Annotated in this window: 20 protein-coding genes; 15 read left to right on the plus strand and 5 right to left on the minus strand. The window is 69.3% G+C overall.

The features are described 5' to 3' along the window. Positions 1-5: 5 nt before the first annotated feature. Positions 6-620: an SIMPL domain-containing protein gene (locus ACQEU1_RS27485; RefSeq protein WP_433207557.1), complete on the minus strand. Its 615-nt coding sequence runs from the start codon at positions 618-620 to the stop codon at positions 6-8. Between the two features lie 154 nt (positions 621-774). Here ACQEU1_RS27485 and ACQEU1_RS27490 point away from each other — a divergent pair, with 154 nt between their 5' ends. From ACQEU1_RS27490 to ACQEU1_RS27510, 5 genes are all read left to right on the plus strand, one after another. Then, positions 775-1,968: an AAA family ATPase gene (locus tag ACQEU1_RS27490; protein WP_433207560.1), complete on the plus strand. Its 1,194-nt coding sequence runs from the start codon at positions 775-777 to the stop codon at positions 1,966-1,968. A 158-nt stretch (positions 1,969-2,126) separates the two neighbouring features. Further along, a complete protein-coding gene (locus ACQEU1_RS27495; RefSeq protein WP_169746017.1) occupies positions 2,127-2,273 on the plus strand; it encodes a hypothetical protein in 147 nt (48 codons plus the stop codon). A 229-nt stretch (positions 2,274-2,502) separates the two neighbouring features. Continuing rightward, the gene (locus tag ACQEU1_RS27500; RefSeq protein WP_433207563.1) at positions 2,503-3,363 is read left to right on the plus strand and encodes an NAD(P)-dependent oxidoreductase; all 861 of its coding nucleotides are present in this window, start codon (positions 2,503-2,505) and stop codon (positions 3,361-3,363) included. A gap of 43 nt (positions 3,364-3,406) precedes the next feature. Next, positions 3,407-4,774, plus strand: a complete 1,368-nt coding sequence (locus ACQEU1_RS27505) for a S28 family serine protease (RefSeq protein WP_433207566.1) — start codon at positions 3,407-3,409, stop codon at positions 4,772-4,774. 14 nt (positions 4,775-4,788) lie between these two features. Continuing rightward, positions 4,789-5,133, plus strand: a complete 345-nt coding sequence (locus ACQEU1_RS27510; protein ID WP_433207569.1) for an NTP pyrophosphohydrolase — start codon at positions 4,789-4,791, stop codon at positions 5,131-5,133. On the opposite strand, the gene ACQEU1_RS27515 is transcribed toward ACQEU1_RS27510, so the two are convergent. Then, positions 5,130-5,903: an HAD family hydrolase gene (locus tag ACQEU1_RS27515; RefSeq protein ID WP_433207572.1), complete on the minus strand. Its 774-nt coding sequence runs from the start codon at positions 5,901-5,903 to the stop codon at positions 5,130-5,132. The genes ACQEU1_RS27510 and ACQEU1_RS27515 overlap by 4 nt on opposite strands. 67 nt (positions 5,904-5,970) lie before the next feature. Between ACQEU1_RS27515 and ACQEU1_RS27520 the strand changes: the two genes are divergently transcribed. Beyond that, positions 5,971-7,038 carry a pentapeptide repeat-containing protein gene (locus ACQEU1_RS27520; protein WP_433207575.1) on the plus strand — a complete coding sequence of 356 codons (1,068 nt, stop codon included), beginning with the start codon at positions 5,971-5,973 and terminating at the stop codon, positions 7,036-7,038. Here the strand turns inward: ACQEU1_RS27520 and ACQEU1_RS27525 are convergent, their stop codons facing one another. Next, the gene (locus ACQEU1_RS27525) at positions 7,039-7,707 is read right to left on the minus strand and encodes a TetR/AcrR family transcriptional regulator (protein WP_433207578.1); all 669 of its coding nucleotides are present in this window, start codon (positions 7,705-7,707) and stop codon (positions 7,039-7,041) included. Positions 7,708-7,804: 97 nt separating this feature from the next. Between ACQEU1_RS27525 and ACQEU1_RS27530 the strand changes: the two genes are divergently transcribed. Both ACQEU1_RS27530 and ACQEU1_RS27535 read left to right on the plus strand, forming a co-directional pair. Then, positions 7,805-8,734: an SDR family oxidoreductase gene (locus ACQEU1_RS27530; RefSeq protein WP_433207581.1), complete on the plus strand. Its 930-nt coding sequence runs from the start codon at positions 7,805-7,807 to the stop codon at positions 8,732-8,734. Then, positions 8,731-9,399, plus strand: a complete 669-nt coding sequence (locus ACQEU1_RS27535) for a dienelactone hydrolase family protein (RefSeq protein WP_433207584.1) — start codon at positions 8,731-8,733, stop codon at positions 9,397-9,399. The genes ACQEU1_RS27530 and ACQEU1_RS27535 overlap by 4 nt, the downstream gene beginning before the upstream one ends. A 3-nt stretch (positions 9,400-9,402) precedes the next feature. Here ACQEU1_RS27535 and ACQEU1_RS27540 read toward each other — a convergent pair whose 3' ends face one another. Continuing rightward, positions 9,403-10,458: an NAD(P)-binding domain-containing protein gene (locus ACQEU1_RS27540; protein WP_433207587.1), complete on the minus strand. Its 1,056-nt coding sequence runs from the start codon at positions 10,456-10,458 to the stop codon at positions 9,403-9,405. Between the two features lie 131 nt (positions 10,459-10,589). Between ACQEU1_RS27540 and ACQEU1_RS27545 the strand changes: the two genes are divergently transcribed. From ACQEU1_RS27545 to ACQEU1_RS27575, 7 genes are all read left to right on the plus strand, one after another. Then, the gene (locus ACQEU1_RS27545; protein WP_433207590.1) at positions 10,590-11,111 is read left to right on the plus strand and encodes a hypothetical protein; all 522 of its coding nucleotides are present in this window, start codon (positions 10,590-10,592) and stop codon (positions 11,109-11,111) included. A 20-nt stretch (positions 11,112-11,131) separates the two neighbouring features. Beyond that, positions 11,132-11,701 (plus strand): hypothetical protein, encoded by a 570-nt coding sequence (locus ACQEU1_RS27550; RefSeq protein WP_433207593.1) that lies wholly within the window; start codon positions 11,132-11,134, stop codon positions 11,699-11,701. A gap of 41 nt (positions 11,702-11,742) precedes the next feature. Further along, entirely contained in the window at positions 11,743-12,144 is a 402-nt protein-coding gene (locus tag ACQEU1_RS27555) for a DUF4259 domain-containing protein (RefSeq protein WP_433207596.1), read from the plus strand. Between the two features lie 44 nt (positions 12,145-12,188). After that, positions 12,189-14,009 carry an NHL domain-containing thioredoxin family protein gene (locus tag ACQEU1_RS27560; RefSeq protein ID WP_433207599.1) on the plus strand — a complete coding sequence of 607 codons (1,821 nt, stop codon included), beginning with the start codon at positions 12,189-12,191 and terminating at the stop codon, positions 14,007-14,009. Positions 14,010-14,045: 36 nt separating this feature from the next. Beyond that, entirely contained in the window at positions 14,046-14,339 is a 294-nt protein-coding gene (locus ACQEU1_RS27565) for a GroES family chaperonin (protein WP_084401587.1), read from the plus strand. Positions 14,340-14,674: 335 nt separating this feature from the next. Further along, positions 14,675-16,432, plus strand: a complete 1,758-nt coding sequence (locus ACQEU1_RS27570) for a VanW family protein (RefSeq protein ID WP_433211809.1) — start codon at positions 14,675-14,677, stop codon at positions 16,430-16,432. A 110-nt stretch (positions 16,433-16,542) separates the two neighbouring features. Continuing rightward, on the plus strand, positions 16,543-17,271 hold the full coding sequence (locus tag ACQEU1_RS27575; protein ID WP_433207602.1) for a DUF1206 domain-containing protein: 729 nt from the start codon (positions 16,543-16,545) through the stop codon (positions 17,269-17,271). On the opposite strand, the gene ACQEU1_RS27580 is transcribed toward ACQEU1_RS27575, so the two are convergent. Next, on the minus strand, positions 17,235-17,681 hold the full coding sequence (locus ACQEU1_RS27580) for a hypothetical protein (protein ID WP_433207605.1): 447 nt from the start codon (positions 17,679-17,681) through the stop codon (positions 17,235-17,237). The two genes, ACQEU1_RS27575 and ACQEU1_RS27580, sit on opposite strands and share 37 nt — an antisense overlap. Positions 17,682-17,733 lie beyond the last annotated feature (52 nt).

Raw genomic sequence — 17,733 nt, forward strand, 5'->3', positions numbered from 1 at the left:
GGCTGTCAGTCCAGCAACGACCAGGCTGCCGTGCACGACGCCGACACCGTGATCTGCTGCGCCTTCAGGTTCAGCTGGTCGACCATCCCGGCCGGTCCCGCCATCTCGAACGACGCCGCCCCGCTCATCATCCGCGGCGAGTAGTGCGCCCCGCCCTCGGTGTCGCCGATCCGCAGCAACGGCCCGAGCCGCCGCCCCAGCGCCGACGCGTACCCCTCGGCCCGTCGCAGCGCATCGGCCACGGCCTCGCGTTGCGCCTCGCGGATCGCCTCGGTGTCGTCGACCAGCGCCCACGACGGGCCGTTGATCCACGACGGCTCGGCCTGCACGAGTTCGGCGAGCAGCCCGTCGAGGCGGTCCAGGTCCTTCACCCAGATCACGTACTGCTGCTGTGCCCGGCTGCCGACGCGCTGGTTGTTGTCCCAGTTGTCGTGCACGGACAGCTGCCGCGACCGCACCTCGAACTCCTCGAGCAGCGGCTCGACGGCGGAGATGCGCTGGTTGAGCGTGCTCACCGCCTCGGAGCGTTCGGCGCCGAGAGCCTCGAACGTCACGTCCACCTGGGCGCGGTCGGCGGTGCGCTCGACCTCGCCGGTCCCCTTCGTCACGACTTCAGCCATGTGGCTCAGCGAACCGGGGCAGCGGACCATCCGCAACTATTACGGAGTATTGCTCAATCACTAGATAAACGTAGAGAGCGGCATCCGGCCGCACTTCGAGCGATGTCTGCGCGTCTCTAAGGCGGGCGCTAGAAACGCGGATACGGTGCGAGCCATGGACCCGGTGCGCAACCCGTTCGCTCCCGGTGCAGGCCAGCGGCCTCCTGAGCTCGCCGGCCGGGACAAAGAGGTCGGCGCGTTCGAGGTGGTGCTCGAACGCGTGGCCCGCGGCCGTCCCGAACGCAGCCTCGTGCTGACGGGGCTGCGGGGCGTCGGCAAGACCGTGCTGCTCGGCGAGCTGCGGTCGATGGCCGTGAAACGCGGCTGGGGCGCGGGCAAGGTCGAGGCCAGGCCTGACGCCGACCTCAGAAGGCCCCTGTCGGCCGCGCTGCACCGGGCGATCCGCGACCTCGCCGTCCGGCACCGCGCGCCGGACCGCGTCGAGGCCATCCTCGGCATCCTCAAGGCGTTCGCGCTGCGGGCCGCCCCGGACGGCGCCAAGCTGCGCGACCGCTGGCAGCCCGGCATCGACGTGCCCGCCGCGTCCGGCCGCGCCGACTCCGGCGACATCGAGATCGACCTCGTCGAGCTGTTCACCGACGTCGCGGAGCTCGCGCAGGACGTCGGCACGGGCGTCGCGCTGCTCATCGACGAGATGCAGGACCTCAGGCCGGACGACATCAGCGCGTTGTGCGCCGCGTGCCACGAGCTGTCGCAGATCGGCGCACCGCTGGTCGTCGTCGGCGCGGGCCTGCCGCACCTGCCGGCGGTGCTGTCCGCCAGCAAGTCGTACTCGGAACGCCTCTTCCGCTACGTCCGCATCGACCGGCTCAGCCGGGAGGACGCCGACCGCGCCGTGCTCGCCCCGGTCGAACGCGAGGACGCGGGCATCACCGACGAGGCGCTGGACGCCCTCTTCGACGCGTCCGGCGGCTACCCGTACTTCATCCAGGCCTACGGCAAGGCCGCCTGGGACGCCGCCCCGGCCGATCCGATCACCGCGATGGACGTCTCCGTGGCCGCCCCGGAGGCCGACGCCGAGCTGGCCGTGGGCTTCTTCGGCTCCCGATACGAGCGTGCGACGCCCGCTGAACGCGAGTACCTCCGGTCGATGGCCGAGTTGACCGACGGAAAGGATGCGGGCGTCAACACCGCCCAGGTGGCGGAGCACCTCAAGCGCAAGCCCTCGTCGCTGTCGCCCGCGCGGGACTCCCTCATCAAGAAAGGCCTGGTCTACAGCGCGGAACGGGGTCAGATCGCCTTCACCGTGCCGCACTTCGGACGGTTCCTGCTCGGTCGGGAGGAGTGACCCCGGACACCTGCGGTTGTCCGGCCGTCCACGTTGTCTGCCGATGATTCATCGGCGTGTGCCCCAACTCACCGGATAATCGCGTGCTTTCATGCGCGTGTAGGTGCATACTTGGGTTACCAACCAAACAGACCTCACAGAGGGAAGTGCAGACCGAGATGAACTTCGCAGCGAAGCTCCGCGCCCGTCGTGCCGAGGCGCGCAACCGGAAGGCCGTGGCTCGCGCGATCGACATGGCGACCACCCCGTCCATGCGTCACGAGCTGATGGCCATCGCCCAGGCTCAGGTCACCACCCTGCGCTGACTTTCTGACCCGGCACTCGCGCGGCGCCCCGCTAGCGAGTGCCTCCCTACGGGAACCCCCTGGAGCACCTCCCGCGCTCCAGGGGGTTTCATTCTGTTAAACGTGATCCGCGCCACAGTATGATGGCGTTGTAACAGCGCACGTCGGTCCGCCGATGTCACTGTTGACCTCGCGGTGCTGTCGGACCCCCGACCTGGCAGCACCGCGAGGTTTCTTGTTTGCTGGGGACATGAAGATCGCCGTGCTCGGCACCGGCCTCATGGGTGCCCCCATCGCAGCCAACCTCGCCGCCGCCGGACACGACGTCCGGGTCTGGAACCGCACGCGCGCCAAGGCCGAACCGCTCGCCTCGAAAGGCGCCACCGTCGCGGACACGCCCGCCGAAGCCGTCGAGGGCGCCGAGATCGTCATGACGGTCCTGAACGACGGTCCGACCGTCACCACCACCATGCAGGCCGCCGCGCCGTCACTGCCGCACGACGCGGTGTGGGTGCAGGCGTCCACGGTCGGTGTCGACGCGACGGAGGACCACATCGCGCTTGCCCGGTCGCTCGGGCTCGAGTTCGTGGACGCGCCGGTGCTCGGCAGCACCAAGCCCGCGGCCGAGGGCAAGCTCGTCGTGCTCGCGTCCGGTGCGGAAGACCTGCGTGCGCGCGTACAGCCCGTTTTCGACGTCATCGGTGCACGCACGATGTGGGTCGGCGAGGCCGGCCAGTCGTCGCGGCTGAAGCTCGTCGCGAACAGCTGGGTGCTCGCGCTGACCGCCGCCGTCGGCGAGGCCGTGTCGCTCGCGGAGGCGTCCGGGCTCGACCCGCAGCTGTTCCTGGACGCCATGTCCGGTGGCGCGATCGACGCCCCGTACCTGCAGATGAAGGGCGGCGCGATCATCGCCCGCTCGTTCGACCCGGCGTTCACCGTGGAGAACGCGCTGAAGGACGCCCTGCTCGTCGGTGAGGCGGCGGAACGGGCCCAGGTGCGCCTGGACGTCGCCCAAGCGTCCGCCGAACGTCTGCGGCGCGCGGTCGACGGCGGTCACGGCGACAAGGACATGGCCGCGTCCTACTTCGCCAGCTACGAACAAGCCGACTAACGGCCGGTCCGGCAGGGCGTGCGGGCTCAATAGTTTGGCCCGTGTGAACAGACTCGCACGCTCCCTGCTGGCGTTCGGCCTGGTATCGGCGCAGGTCGTGGCCACCGCCGCCGTCGTCTCCGCCACACCCGACATCAAGGACCGCATCGCCGCCATCCCCGGCGTGCGGATCATCAGCGAGGGCACGTCCGGCACCGCGCGGACGTTCGTCCTCGGCATCCAGCAGCCCTCCGACCACCGCAAGCCGCGCGGGCAGAAGTTCGAGCAGCGCTTCTCCTTGCTGCACAAGGCCGAGTCGAAGCCGATGGTGCTGCACACCACCGGCTACAACCTGCCGGGCTCGGTCAGCCCGTCCGAGCCCGCACGGCTCGTCGACGGCAACCAGATCAGCGTCGAGCAGCGGTTCTTCTCGCCGTCGCGGCCCGCGCCCGCCGACTGGGACGACCTGAACATCTGGCAGGCCGCGAGCGACCACCACCGGATCGTGGCCGCGTTCAAGAAGATCTACGGCGCTCGCTGGCTCTCGACCGGTGCCAGCAAGGGCGGCATGACGTCGATCTACCACCGCCGGTTCTTCCCGCGCGACGTCGACGCGACCATCGCGTACGTGGCGCCGAACGACGTGGTCAACGACCGCGACGTCTACGGGAGGTTCATCAGGGAGGTCGGCGACGACCCGTCGTGCAACCGCCGCTTGGAGGGCGTCCAACGGCAGATCCTGGAGCATCGCGACGAGTTCGTGACGCGCCTGGAGGCCAAGGGCTACACCTACAAGCAGTTCGGCAGTGCCCACCGCGCGCTCGAGGTCCTGGTGCTCGACACGCCGTTCACGTTCTGGCAGTACGGCACGCAGTCCCAGTGCGCGCTGGTGCCGGGCGCCGGCGCGTCCGTGGACGACCTGTGGAAGTTCATCGACGCCACCGTGGGCTTCGACTTCTACACCGACGCGGGCGTGGCGCCGTACGACACCTACTACTACCAGGCGGGCACGCAGCTCGGCTGGCCGGAAGCCGACGAGTCCGCGGTGCGCGACCTGTTGCGCTACCCCGGTTCCAGCGTGCCGCGCACGATGGTCCCGGCCTCGATCAAGTTCCCGCGCTTCGACCGGCACGCCATGGCCGACGTCGACCGCTGGGTGCGCTACCAGGGCTCGCGGCTGCTGTTCGTGTACGGCGAGAACGACCCGTGGAGCGCCGAACCGTTCGAACTCGGCCGCGGCACCCGCGACTCGCTGTCGTTCACCGTCCCGGCGGGCAACCACGGCGCGAACATCGCCCGCCTGCCGGAAGCCGACCGCGCCACCGCGACCGCGGCCGTCCTGCGCTGGGCGGGCGTGCCGGCTCCGGTGTCGGCGCTGTCGGTCGACGAGGGCCCCGACTCGCTGGAAGCGCTGCGGGCCCGCCGGGGCTGAGGCACGCTGGAGGCGTGAAGCCGTTGCTCGTGGTCGACGCCGCCAACGTCGTGGGTTCCGTCCCCGACGGGTGGTGGCGCGACCGGGCGGGCGCGGCCGAACGCCTCCGCGACGCCCTGCGGGGCCGCGACGAGGAAGTGGTCCTCGTCGTAGAAGGCAAGGCGCGCAACGTTTCCTCGATCCCCGACGTCCGTGTCGTCTCCGCCCCAGGCGACGGCGACGACACGATCGTCGAGGTGGTCCGGGCCGAAGGAGCGGGCCGCCCGGTGACGGTCGTGACCGCGGACCGTGAGCTGCGGGCGCGGGTGATCGCACTGGGAGCCGAGGTGGCGGGCCCCACCTCGGTCCCGCGCCGCTAGAGCCGGAAGAGCCGTTCGAGCACCTGCGCCACCCCGTCCTCGGTGTTGGGCGGCGCGTGGTTGCTGCACGCCTGCTTGACCACAGGATGCGCATTGCCCATCGCGTAGGCCGTGCCCGCCCACCCGAGCACCGACAGGTCGTTCGGCATGTCCCCGAACGCGACGACCTCGCTCTTGTGGATTCCCCTTGTGCTGCACAGAGATTCAAGCGTCGCCGCCTTCGACACCCCGGGCGGGCTGATCTCCAGCAACCCGAGCCCACCGGAGTGCGTGACCGACACGTGCTGCCCGACGGCCTCGCGCGCGACCTCCATCATCTGGTCGGACTCGCCGTCAGGTGCCCACGCCAGCATCTGCACGACCTGCGACGCCTCCGCGTAGACGTGGTCGAGCAACTCCAGTGTCCTGTGTGGATTGTTGGGCCCGAACCCCTGGAAACCGGGTTCGCACAACACTTCCATCCCGGTCTCGACCGCGATGCCGACGTTCGGGATCACCTCGGCCAACGCCTCGGACACCTTCCGCACGACGTCGAACGGCACGGTCTGCGCGTGCGTGACCTCGCGGTTCGTCAGGTCGTAGATCATCGCCCCGTTGGAGCAGATGGCGGTCCCGGTCAGCTCCAGGTCCTGCACGAACCGCGGCGGCCGCGCCGTCACCACCACGACATCGGCGTCGACGGCGTTGAGCGTGGCGCGGGTGCGGTCGCTCAACACGCCGCCCGGTTGCAGCAGCGTCCCGTCGAGGTCGGTCGCGATCAGCCTGATCATCGCCCGATTATCGGGCAGCGCGCTCAGGTGCCAGAAGGCAATTTCTTCATCGTGGGACGCTCTCGTCATGCGCCTGCGCCGCCCTGGTCCTGACAGCCCGCGCTCTGGCATGCCGTTGGGCCTCAACGTAGTCGTGGTCTTGGCCGTAGCGGTGCTGTTGGCGGCAGGCGCGGCGCTGTTGATCTGGCTGGCTTTGGGGCGGCCGCCGGTTTGGCAGGTGAGCGGCTGGACCACAGCCAACAGCTTCGAGTTCGCCAAGATCGTGCTCGCCCTGATCGGCGGCGTTGGCGCAGTGGTCGCGTTGGTGGTCGCCTACCGCAAGCAGCATTTGGGCGAGGCGGCTGAACGCCGCGAGGACATCAAGCTCTTTGCCGAACGGTTCACCAAGGCTGCTGACCAGCTTGGGTCGGACAAGGCGCCGGTGCGGCTGGCTGGAATGTACGCGCTGGAAGATTTGGCGCAAGGCACGCCGTCGCAACGGCAGACCATCGTCAACGTCCTGTGCGCCTATCTGAGGATGCCGTACCTGGCTCCCGACACGGCCGTCGAGCAGGAGGAGAACGAACGCCGTCAACAAGAAAAGCAGGTGCGACTGACCGCGCAACGAATTCTCGCCGCGCATCTGCGCCCCGGAGACGGCTCCACGCCTGCCAGCACCTTCTGGCGCGGTGTCGACCTGGACCTGACCGGCGCGACACTTCTCGATGTCGACTTCACCGGATGCCATTTCGGGTCCGTCCGATTCAACGAGGCCGAGTTCAGCGGGAGCGCGTTGTTTCATGAAGCGGAGTTCAACGGCAGAGCCTGGTTCAGCGGTGTGCGGTTCGGTAGGAACGCGACCTTCGAGCGGGCGCGGTTTCACCGTTCCGTCTGGTTCTTCAGCGGGAATTTCGCCGGCAGCGCTGGGTTCGCGGGCGTGAAGTTCCTCGATTCGGTGTCTTTCGCGAAGGCTGAGTTCAGCGGTGCAGCGGTGTTCTCGAAAGCGGAGTTCAACGCGTACGTCATGTTCAACCAGGCGAAGTTCGGTCAGAGAGTCGAATTCGGTGTGGAACAGTTCGAAAGCCCAGCGGTGATCGAGGGCGCACAGGTCCGCGACGAGGCAACCGGCGAATGGGTCGGCCTGACCATCAGCTGATCAGCGGGGCTGGTGCTCGCGGGCGAGAAGACCTGAGACCGTCACCGCGGTGGTGCGGCGCACGACGGCGGTGAAGTCGACGCACATCGCGGCGAGCGCCGGATCGGCGGCGTAGGCGTCGAGAACCGCCTGCGGGGGGCGGCTGCCCGGCCAGGCGGCGACCGCGATCAGCATGACCGTCTGCATCAGGGCGGCGGCGCCCTCGTCGCCCAGCTCGGGCAGGTGCCGCACGGTGAACCGGACGAGCGCCTCCAGGTAGCCGTGCACGGAACGCTTGTGCCGCAACGCCGTCTCGGCGGAGATGTTGCGCTCCAGCACCGTCGCCTGGGCGCTGATCAGGTCGCACAGCACCGGCCGGCGGGCCAGTGAGGTGGCCACGAGGTCGGCCAGCCGGTCGGCCCGCTCCTCGGGAGAGCCGCCGGGGAGCTCCGCGGCCTCCAGTTCGGTGATCCAGTCCGCTACCTCGGCCTCCAGCAGCTCGAGCAGCACCGCCTCCCGCGACTCGAAGTAGCGCAGGACGTTGGCCTTGGCGAGGCAGACCCGGCGGCTGAGCGCGGTGAGGGTCAGGTCGGCGACCGGCACCTCCGTGAGCATCGCGGCCGCGGTGGCGAGGATCTGCCGCCGCCGTTCGCCGCGCTGCTCGTCGGTCCGCGCCCGCTGGAACGTCATGCGACGCATGTTACAGACCGGCGGTCCTTTACTAAGAGACCGGCGGTCCGTTATGTTGGAGCCATAAAAGACCGGCGGTACTTAATGAGGGGTTGCCATGTACGAGGTTCCTGACCAGCACGGCAAGCGCATCGTCGTCACCGGCGCGAACAGCGGCACCGGCAAGGAGGCGGCCAAGCGCCTCGCGGGAGCCGGGGCCGAGGTCGTCCTCGCCGTGCGCACCGAGGCCAAGGGCGAGCAGGCGAAGGCGGAGATCCTCGCCGCGCACCCCGGCGCCGTGCTGGAGGTCCGCCGGCTCGACCTGGCCGACCAGGCGTCGGTGCGGGCGTTCGCCGATGCGCTGGTCGCCGAAGGCAGGCCGCTGGACGTGCTGGTCAACAACGCGGGCGTGATGAACGTGCCCGCGCGGACCGAGACCGTCGACGGGTTCGAGCTGCAGCTGGCCAGCAACTTCCTCGGCCCGTTCGCCCTGACCGCCCGCCTGCTGTCGTTGCTGCTGGCCGGTCCGGCGCCGAGGGTCGTGACGATGGCCAGCGGTGCCGCCTACCGCGGGCGGATCGACTTCGGCGACCTGCAGTCCCGCCGCCGCTACCGCCCCACACTGGCCTACGCGCACTCCAAGCTGGCGGACCTGCTGATGATGGTGCGCCTGGCGGACATCGCGGCCGAGCAGGGCTGGCCGCTGCTGTCGGTCGGCGCGCACCCCGGCTACACGCGCACCAACCTGATGACCACCGGACCGTTCCTGAACGGCGGCAAGCCCGGCCTCGCCGAGTCGATCGGGTACCGGATCGTGCCCTCGCAGGGCGTCGAGCAGGGCACCGAACCTCTCCTGTTCGCGGCGGCCGACCCCGGCGTGGTCGCGGGCGGTTACTACGGGCCCCGCTGGGCGCTCGTCGGCCCGACCAAGCCCTCGTCCATGCCCAGGTCCGCGCGGGACGAGGCGGTGGCCGCCCGGCTGTGGGCCGAGGCCGAACGCCTCACCGGCACGTCGGTGACCGGGCTCTCGGGCAAGATCGGGGCATGACTCACCGCGTTGACGAGATGCCGTTGCCGATCTGGCTGCCGGAGTCCGGTTCCGGCCCCGGCATCGTCCTGATCCAGGAGATCTTCGGCCTGGACGGGTACCTCCGGGGCGTCGCCGAGAAGCTCGCCGCCCTCGGCTACGTCGTTGCCGTTCCCGAGCTCTTCCACCGCTTCCAGCCGGGCTGGGTCGGCGAGCACGACGAGGCCGGCATCGCGAGGTCGATGGAGGTCGTCGGCAACCTCGACTTCCCGCTCGCCGTCCAGGACGTGGTGAAGTCCGTCGAGTACCTGCGCGGCCTCCCCGAGGTCACCGGCAAGGTCGGCGTGTTCGGCTTCTGCCTCGGCGGCACCCTCGCCTACGCGGCGGCCACGGCCTCGAACCCCGACACCGCCGTCTCGTTCTACGGCTCGGGCGTGCCGGACCAGATCGGCACGCTGGACCAGGTGACGTGCCCGATCCAGTTCGTCTTCGGCACCGAGGACGCGTTCATCACCGGCTACCAGAAGGTCGTGGACGCGGTCGAGGACCACGACCACGCCGAGATCCACCTGGAGCCCGCCGGGCACGCGTTCCTCAACCACCTCGGTCCCTGGTTCGACCGGGCCGCCGCCGACCGCGCGTGGGACATCTCCGCCCAGTTCCTCGCGCGCACGCTGCCTGTCTGAGGCTCAGGCGATGCACGGCACCGCGAGCTGCTGCGAGAAGAACCTCTCCAGCGGCTTGCGGTGCAGGCGGCGTTCGACGGCGATCAGCTCGTCGCGCCGGTAGTGCCGCACCTGCGTGCGGGTCACCACGAAACCGTTGCGCCCGTCGTCCGCGGGCATCTCGTCGTAGAGCAACGCGTGCTGTCCTTGCGGCACAACGACGTCAGCCAGCCCCTCCGGGATCTCGCCCGCGCGGGTGGCGATGGTGGCGGCCAGCGCGTCCGGCCGGTTGCGCAGCCGGCGGTGCGGCCACGGGACGCCGTGGTGCTCGGCCTCCAGCGTCCGGTGCAACGCCCGCGCAGCGTGCCGGATGGACTTGATCGAGTCGCCGGTGAGCAGGTGCGCCCCGGCGCTGTCGAAGGTCGTGTCGCGCCGGAAACCGGTGCACACGATGACGTGGTCGTACCGCAGGTCGCCGGTGCCGTCGATGGAGGCGACGAAACCGTTGTCGTCCTTGACGATCCGCTGCACGGTCCGCCCGACGGTGTGCGTGAGCCGTGCCGTCGAGGCGATGTTGTCCGCCGTCTCGAACGCGCTGGGCCCGCGCCCGATGATGAGCACGCGCTTGCCCGCGTAGGCGGTGGGGTCGGTCGAGGCGGTCCCGTAGGTCTCGGCGTGCTCGACGCCGGGAATGCGGGGCAGGTGAGGCCGGAAACCGGTGGCCACGATGACGTGCCGCGCGCCGTACGCGTCCACATCGGTGACCGTCGTGTTGTAGCGGACGTGCAACGGCCGCGCGAAATCCTCCAGATAGCGCACCAGGTCGTCCGCGTTGGGAAAGGACCGCTTGCTGTAGCGCGCGAACGGCACGCCGTCGAACAACGAGTTGTCGTCCGTCGAGAGCACGCGGTGCCGCGGGAACTTTCGAAAGAAGCTCGCCGGCTCCGGTTCCGCCTCGACGATCAGGTAGTCGCGCCCCGCATCGTGCAGGAACCGCCCCATCTGCAAGCCCGCCGGACCTGCACCGATCACCAGGTACTCCGCCATCACGCACCTCCCGGCGTCCTCTACGCCAAGCATGGCGAAAAGGTTCAGGCGGGCGACCAGAGTTCCATCATGCAGGCTGTCAGCGCATTTGGCCCGAACCGTCCCGCTGGGCGAGACCCGTTCCGCGATCTGCCGGACGCCGGCAACGTCGTTACGCTGGTTCCATGAGGCTCGTCGCGCTGTCGGCACTGACGTTGCTGCTGGCCGCCTGCACCTCGATGGCCGCACCCACGCCGCCCCGGTCCACCGAGCCGGAGCCGAGCGAGACCACCACCGTGCCGCCGACTCCGCCCAGGCAGGAGCCGTTCGAGATCACGACGGACGTCAGCGGCGTCCGCGAGTGGCAGAACTCGCCGGAGGAGATGGGGTTCGTCTACCGCGTGCAGCCGATCGACTTCACGCTCACGCCGCGCAACACCGGCAGCACCCCGCAGTCGGACGCCAGGCTGAGGTTCGTCGTCGAGGACATGGACGGCGAGGGCGACCTGACCGTCGGCGGCGACGGGTGGGAGTGCGAGGGCGGCCGCGACATCGCGTGCACGGCGACCGGCGCGACGGAGCCCGGCGGCACCTGGGCCCCGCTCACGCTGACCATGCGCCACACCAAGGGCGGCCAGACCCGCGTCGTCGTCCACTGGGCGGACGTGACGCCGAGCGTCATCTTCCGCTACGACACCGGCACCTGATCCCCGCTACCGTCGCAGGCATGGGGAGAGCTCTGGGGGCTTTGCTGCTGTTGTTCGTCGCGGCCTGTTCGGCGCCGCCGCCACCTGTGCAGACATCGTCCGCGCAGCCCGTCACTCCACCGCCGGCGGAACCGACGACGACCGAGCCGAAGCCACCTCCCGGACCGCCGGACTGGTTCGAGCTGAACCCGAAGGGACCGGGCTTCGTGAGCTACTACCCGCCCCAGATCTGGTACCGGACCCAGCACCCGCACGACGTCGTGGTGAAGTTCCGCAACGCCGGTGACGAGACCCTGAAGGCGCCGGTGATCCGGTTCGAGATCACACCGGGTTCTGAGGGCAACGGTGTCATCCACACCATCGTCCTCAACGCCGACGGCGACGGCTGGACCTGCGAGACCACCCGCGAGTCGGCGACCTGCCGCAGCGCCGCGGAACTGCCGCCGGGCGAGGACCTGCCGCAGATCGACGTCGGCGTGGTGTTCGCGCCGGAAGAGGACTACCTGGGCAGCGACATGTCGGACGACCTCACCGTCACCTACGACGACGTCGTCTTCAAAGGCACCATCAGGTACGACACCAGCACCTGACCGCGCAGGAATTGTCAGAGGCGGCTGTCATGATCGCCGCCATGGGAACCTGGGACATCGGGCACTTCGACAACGACACCGCCGCCGACTTCTCCGGCAAGCTCGACAAGGCGGCGCAGGCGGAGCGCGAGAGCATCGTCCGCACGGCGCTGACCAGCACGATCGAGACCGACGACTACCTCGACAGCTACGAGGCCTGCCAGGCGGTGGCCTCGGCGGCGCTGATCGCCGCGCAGCTGCCCGGCGGCACCCCGATCACCACGGCCTACGCCCCCGACGAACCGATGCCGGCCTTCTCACCGGACCTGCGCGCCCTGGCCGCGAGCGCGCTCGACCGCGTCGTGGCCGAGGACTCGGAGCTGGCCGAGCTGTGGGACGAGACCGAGTACAGCGAGAAGTGGCGGCAGAGCGTGGCCGAGCTGAAGGCCGTCCTTCTCACCTGATGGACGCCGGAACAGCGTGACCGTCCACAGTGTTGGATACGGCCGTGACGACCTCGAAGCGCCGTGCCCGTGTCCGCGCCCCTGAGCTGCACGGACGGGCCTGGCTGAACACCGGCGGCGCGCAGGTCGGCCTGAAGGACCTGCGCGGCAAGATCGTGCTGCTCGACTTCTGGACGTTCTGCTGCATCAACTGCCTGCACGTCCTCGACGAGCTGCGGCCCCTCGAGAAGGAGTTCGAGGACGTCCTCGTCACCATCGGCGTGCACTCGCCGAAGTTCGTGCACGAGGCCGATCCCGAGGCGCTCAAGGCCGCCGTCGAACGGTACGAGGTGCACCACCCGGTCCTGGACGACCCGGAACTCGGCATGTGGCAGCAGTACGCGGTCAAGGCGTGGCCGACGCTCACCCTCATCGACCCCGAGGGGTACGTCGTGCACGTCGCCGCTGGTGAAGGCCACGTCGAGGCCCTCAGGACCATCATCAGGGAGCTCGTCGAGGAGCACGACGCGAAGGGCACGCTGCATCGCGGCAGCGGGCCGTACCGGGCGCCGGAGCCGGAGAACACCACGCTCCGGTTCCCCGCCAAGGCCATCGTCACGCCGGGCAACACGATCCTCGTCAGCGACTCGGCGCACCACAGCATCGTGGAGCTGGAAGCCGACGGCGAGACCGTCATCCGGCGCATCGGCACCGGCGAACGCGGCCGCCAAGACGGCCTGAACCCGTCTTTCTCCGAGCCAGCGGGCCTCACGCTGGTCCCGAACACGCACGGCTACGACGTCGTCATCGCGGACACGGTCAACCACCTCCTCCGAGGCCTCGACCTCGAAACCGGCGAGGTCACGACCCTCGCGGGCACCGGCGAGCAGTGGCGCGACGGCGAGACCGACGGGCCGGCCGACAAGATCGAGCTCACCAGCCCGTGGGACGTCGCCTGGTGGAACGGCGGCGTCGCCATCGCCATGGCCGGCAACCACACGCTGAGCTTCTTCGACCCCGCCAGGAACACGGTCGAACGCCTCGCCGGCACGACCGTCGAGGGCATCAACGACGGACCGGCCGAAGGCGCGTTCTTCGCCCAGACGTCCGGGCTCGCGGCGGACGGCGACACGCTCTGGATGGTCGACTCCGAGACCAGCGCGTTGCGGTACCTGCGCGACGGCGAGGTCACCACGGTCGTCGGCAAGGGCCTGTTCGCGTTCGGCCACAAGGACGGCGACGCGGACGAGGCGCTGCTCCAGCACCCGCTGGGCGTCACGGTCCTCAAGGACCACTCGGTCGCCATCAGCGACACCTACAACAACGCGATCCGCCGGTTCGACCCGGAGACGAACACCCTGACCACCATCGCCACGGACATCGCCGAGCCGTCCGACGCGCTCGTCGTCGACGGCGAGCTCGTCGTGGTCGCGAGCGCGGCGCACCGGCTCGAACGGTTCGCCGAAGCCGCGGTCAACGTCAACGGCGAGGCCCACGAGGTCAAGCGCCCTTCGACCGACATCGCGGCCGGCGCGGTCGAGCTCGCGGTCATCTTCACGCCCCCGACCGGCACGAAGCTCGACGAGCGGTACGGGCCGTCGACCCGCCTGGAGATCACCAGCTCACCGCCCGAGCTGATCGTCGAGGGCGCGGGCGTCGGCACGGAACTGGTACGCGCGTTGCGGATCAACGATCAGGTCACGAACGGCGTGCTGCACGTCGTCGCGCAGGCCGCGAGTTGTAGTGACGATCCGGCCGACGAGCACCCGGTCTGCCGTCTGACCAGGCAGGACTGGGGGGTGCCCGTTCGAGTGGTTGCGGATGCACCTACCAGGCTGCCCCTGCTCATGGGCGGCATGGACGAGGAGGGTCCGCAAGCCACGTAGACTCCCGGGGTGCCTGATGTCAAGCTAGAGATCCAGATGCTGTACGACCGCGTCATGGTCCGCATCTCGCCGGAGGACGGCGAGCGGCGTTCCAGCGGTGGCATCGTGATCCCCGCTACGGCCCAGATGGCGAAGCGGTTGGCGTGGGGTGACGTGTTCGGAGTCGGTACCAGCGTGCGCCACGTGAAGGTCGGCGACCGGGTGATGTTCAACCCGGAAGATCAGCTTGAGGTCGAGGTGCACGGCACCACGTATCTCGTGATGAGGGAACGCGATCTGCACGCGGTTGCGACTGAGCTCACCGAGCACGGTACTGGTCTGTACCTATGAGCCGCCGGTTCGTGATCTGCGCCTGATAGCTACACATACGCCACCTCAGGAGAGACAGGGCAACGGGGAGAGCTGTGCCGTACGACGCTGACAAGACGAGAGCGATGCCTCCGGTGGGTCCCGGCGGCACGTCCTCCGAGCAGACGACCAAGATCGCGCCTGTCCAGGTGGACGCCTCGACCGAGGCGTGGCCGTCTGAGGAGCCGGACTCGAACGAGCCGACGATCACCGCGGCCGTGCCCGGTGTCGGTTTCCCCAACGGCGAGGACGCCACGGAGTACATGAGGCCGGTGGCGCCGCCCGAACCGCCGACGCAGCAGGTGCCGCCACCGCAGATGCCGGAGGACTCCGGCGTCTACGGGCCCGTGATGATCGAGCCGGGTGAGGACGAGGCGAAGCCAGGCTTCAACCGGAAGCGGGCGATCATCGTGGCCGCGGCCGTGGTCGGCGCCTTCGGCCTGCTCTACGGCCTCGACATCCTCGTGTCGAGCGGCAACGTGCCGCGCGGCGTGACGGTGGCGGGCGTCGACGTCGGCGGCATGAGCCACTCCGAGGCCGAGAAGAAGCTCCGCGACGAGATCGGCCCGCGCCTGGACAAGCCCGTGGCGCTCAAGGCCGGCGACGTCACGGCCGAGCTCGACCCCAAGGCGGCGGGTCTGGAGCTCGACTGGAACGCGACGATCGATCGTGCGGGCAGCCAGCCGCTCAGCCCGTTCACGCGCGTCACCTCGTTCTTCACCAGCCGCGAGGTCGGCGTCGCCACGAAGGCGGACGACGCGAAGGTCTCCGGCGCGCTGGAGGCCCTGCGCCCCAAGCTCGACCACGAGCCGATCGAGGGCACCATCAAGTTCGAGGGCGCCACCCCCGTCGCCGTCGAGCCGCACGCGGGCCAGAAGCTCAAGGCGGAGGACGCCACCGGCGCCGTGGTCGCCAACTGGGCGTCCGGCACCCCGGTCGACGTCCCGATGGACTTCACGCCGGTCAAGACGACCAAGGAAGGCGTCGAGAAGGCGCTCAACGACATCGTCAAGACCGCCGTGTCCGGTCCCGTCGTCATCAAGGGCGAGGGCAAGGACGCGACGCTGACGCCGGAGCAGATCGGCACCACGCTGGCGTTCGCGCCCGCCGACGACGGCTCGCTCGCGGTCACGCCCAACAAGGACAAGCTCGCCGAGGTCACGACGCCGCAGCTGAAGGACTCGATCAAGGAGGGCAAGGACGCCGAGATCGTGTTCGAGGGCGGCAAGCCCACCGTCAAGCCCTCGGTGGACGGCCTCGACCTCGACTGGGACAAGAACCTCCAGCCGTACTTCGACACGCTGAAGAAGACCGACGGCCGCGAGATCAAGTTCGAGTACAAGCACACGCCCGCGAAGGTCACCACCGAGCAGGCGAACAAGATGGGCATCAAGGAGGTCATCGGCGAGTTCTCGACCGGTGGCTTCGCCCCCGCCTCCGGCGTCAACATCCGGGTCGTGGCCGAGAAGGTCAACGGCGCGATCGTGAAGCCGAAGGAGACGTTCAGCCTCAACAAGTACACGGGTCCGCGCGGCACCGCGCAGGGCTACGTCGAGGCGGGCATCATCGAGAACGGCATCCCCGGCATGGCGGTCGGCGGTGGCATCTCGCAGTTCGCGACCACGCTCTACAACGCGTACTACTACGCGGGCATGAAGGACGCGGGCCACAAGGAGCACAGCTACTGGATCACCCGGTACCCGAAGGGCCGCGAGGCCACGGTGTTCATGGACAACGCGGGCAACAGCCTGATCGACATCGCGTTCACGAACCCGGACGACACGGGCATCGCCATCCAGACGATCTGGACCGGCTCCTCGATCACGATCAAGCTCTGGGGCACCAAGAACTACGACGTGACCGGCTCCACCAGCGGTGAGTTCAACCCGACCCAGCCGCAGGAGAAGAAGGTCAACAAGGCCGGCTGCGCACCGAGCAACGGCGCCCCCGGCTTCTCGGTGACCGACACCCGCACGATCACGGACCGGCGCAGCGGCCAGGCGCGCAGCGAGTCGCGCACCGTCCGCTACGACCCGCAGTTCAAGATCGTCTGCGAGCCGCCGCCCGGCGGCTGACACAATTGCTGGTTCAACAGTGGCCACGCGCGGGTATTCACCCGTTCGTGGCCACTGTTGCGCATGAGGCGCGAAGACACCCCGTCGTCCAGACGCTGGGTCGAGCGGGGATGGTGTTGTACGGGTTCGTGCACGTCCTGGTGGCGTGGCTCGCGATCCAGGTCGCGTTCGGCGACTCCGAACAGGCCGACTCGAAGGGCGCGCTCGGCGACATCGCCGCCGCCGGCCCGTGGTTGCTGTGGACCCTCGGCTTCGGCCTCGCGTTCTTCGCGCTCTGGCAGGTGCTACAGGCGTGCGTCGGCTTCAACTACATGCCGAAGAAGCGCAAGAAGATCGCGAAACGCATCGGCGCCGGCGCCCGCGCCATCAGTGCGGGCGGTATCGCGTTCGGTGCGTTCAAGTTCGCGACCGGTTCCGGCGCTCCCAGCGACCAGAACCAGCAGCAGAAGGAACTCACGGCGCAGTTGCTCGCCTTGCCCGCCGGTCAGTTCATCGTCGGTGCGGTCGCCATCGGCGTGATCGTCATCGCGGTGATCATCGCGCGCAAGGGCGTGAAGCTGTCGTTCGAGGAGGACCTCGACAAGTCCCGCTCGCCCAAGTGGATCCAGCCCGTGGGCCGGATCGGCTGGCTGGGCAAGGGAATCGCGTACGGCGTGATCGGCGTCCTCATCGGCCTGGCCGCGATCAACGCGGACCCGGAGCAGTCCGGCGGCATGGACAAGGCACTGAAAACGTTGGCAGCGCAGCCCTACGGCATGTTCCTGCTGACCGCCGTGGCGATCGGCATCGCCGCTTTCGGCGTCTACTGCTTCGCGGCGGCCCGCGCGCTCAAGGACTGATGCCGGTCGGCGGCCGTCTGCGCCGCCACCGTCATAGACGAGAGCACCTGCCCCGGCGCGACGTAGAAGACGTTGGGACTGCTGACGTCCGGCCCCCAACCGGGCCCGCCGCGCAGCAGCAGGAGGTCGCCAGGACTCGGGTTCATCCCCTCGAACCACGAGTCCTGAGCGACCCCGGTCCGCTCCCACACGATCGACGCCTTCGTCCCGCGCTTGGCCCGCTGGTACACCTGCACGACCCGCGCGAGCTCGGCCTCCGGCGACACCGACCGCAGCTCGTCCATGTGCTGCCGGTACTTGAACCACAGCTCGTCCTGGCGCGCGTGCCGGTTCTTCAGGCGGCGCAGGACGACCACGGCGAGCGCCACGACACCTACGCTCGCGCACGAGATCAGCAGCTCCAGGAACACCGGCCAATCTTTGATTCCGAACGAGGGGCTGTCAACTGACAACGAAATCAAG

Origin of the sequence: Lentzea sp. CA-135723 (assembly GCF_050936595.1) — a bacterium.
In the GTDB taxonomy this organism is placed as follows: Bacteria; Actinomycetota; Actinomycetes; order Mycobacteriales; family Pseudonocardiaceae; genus Lentzea.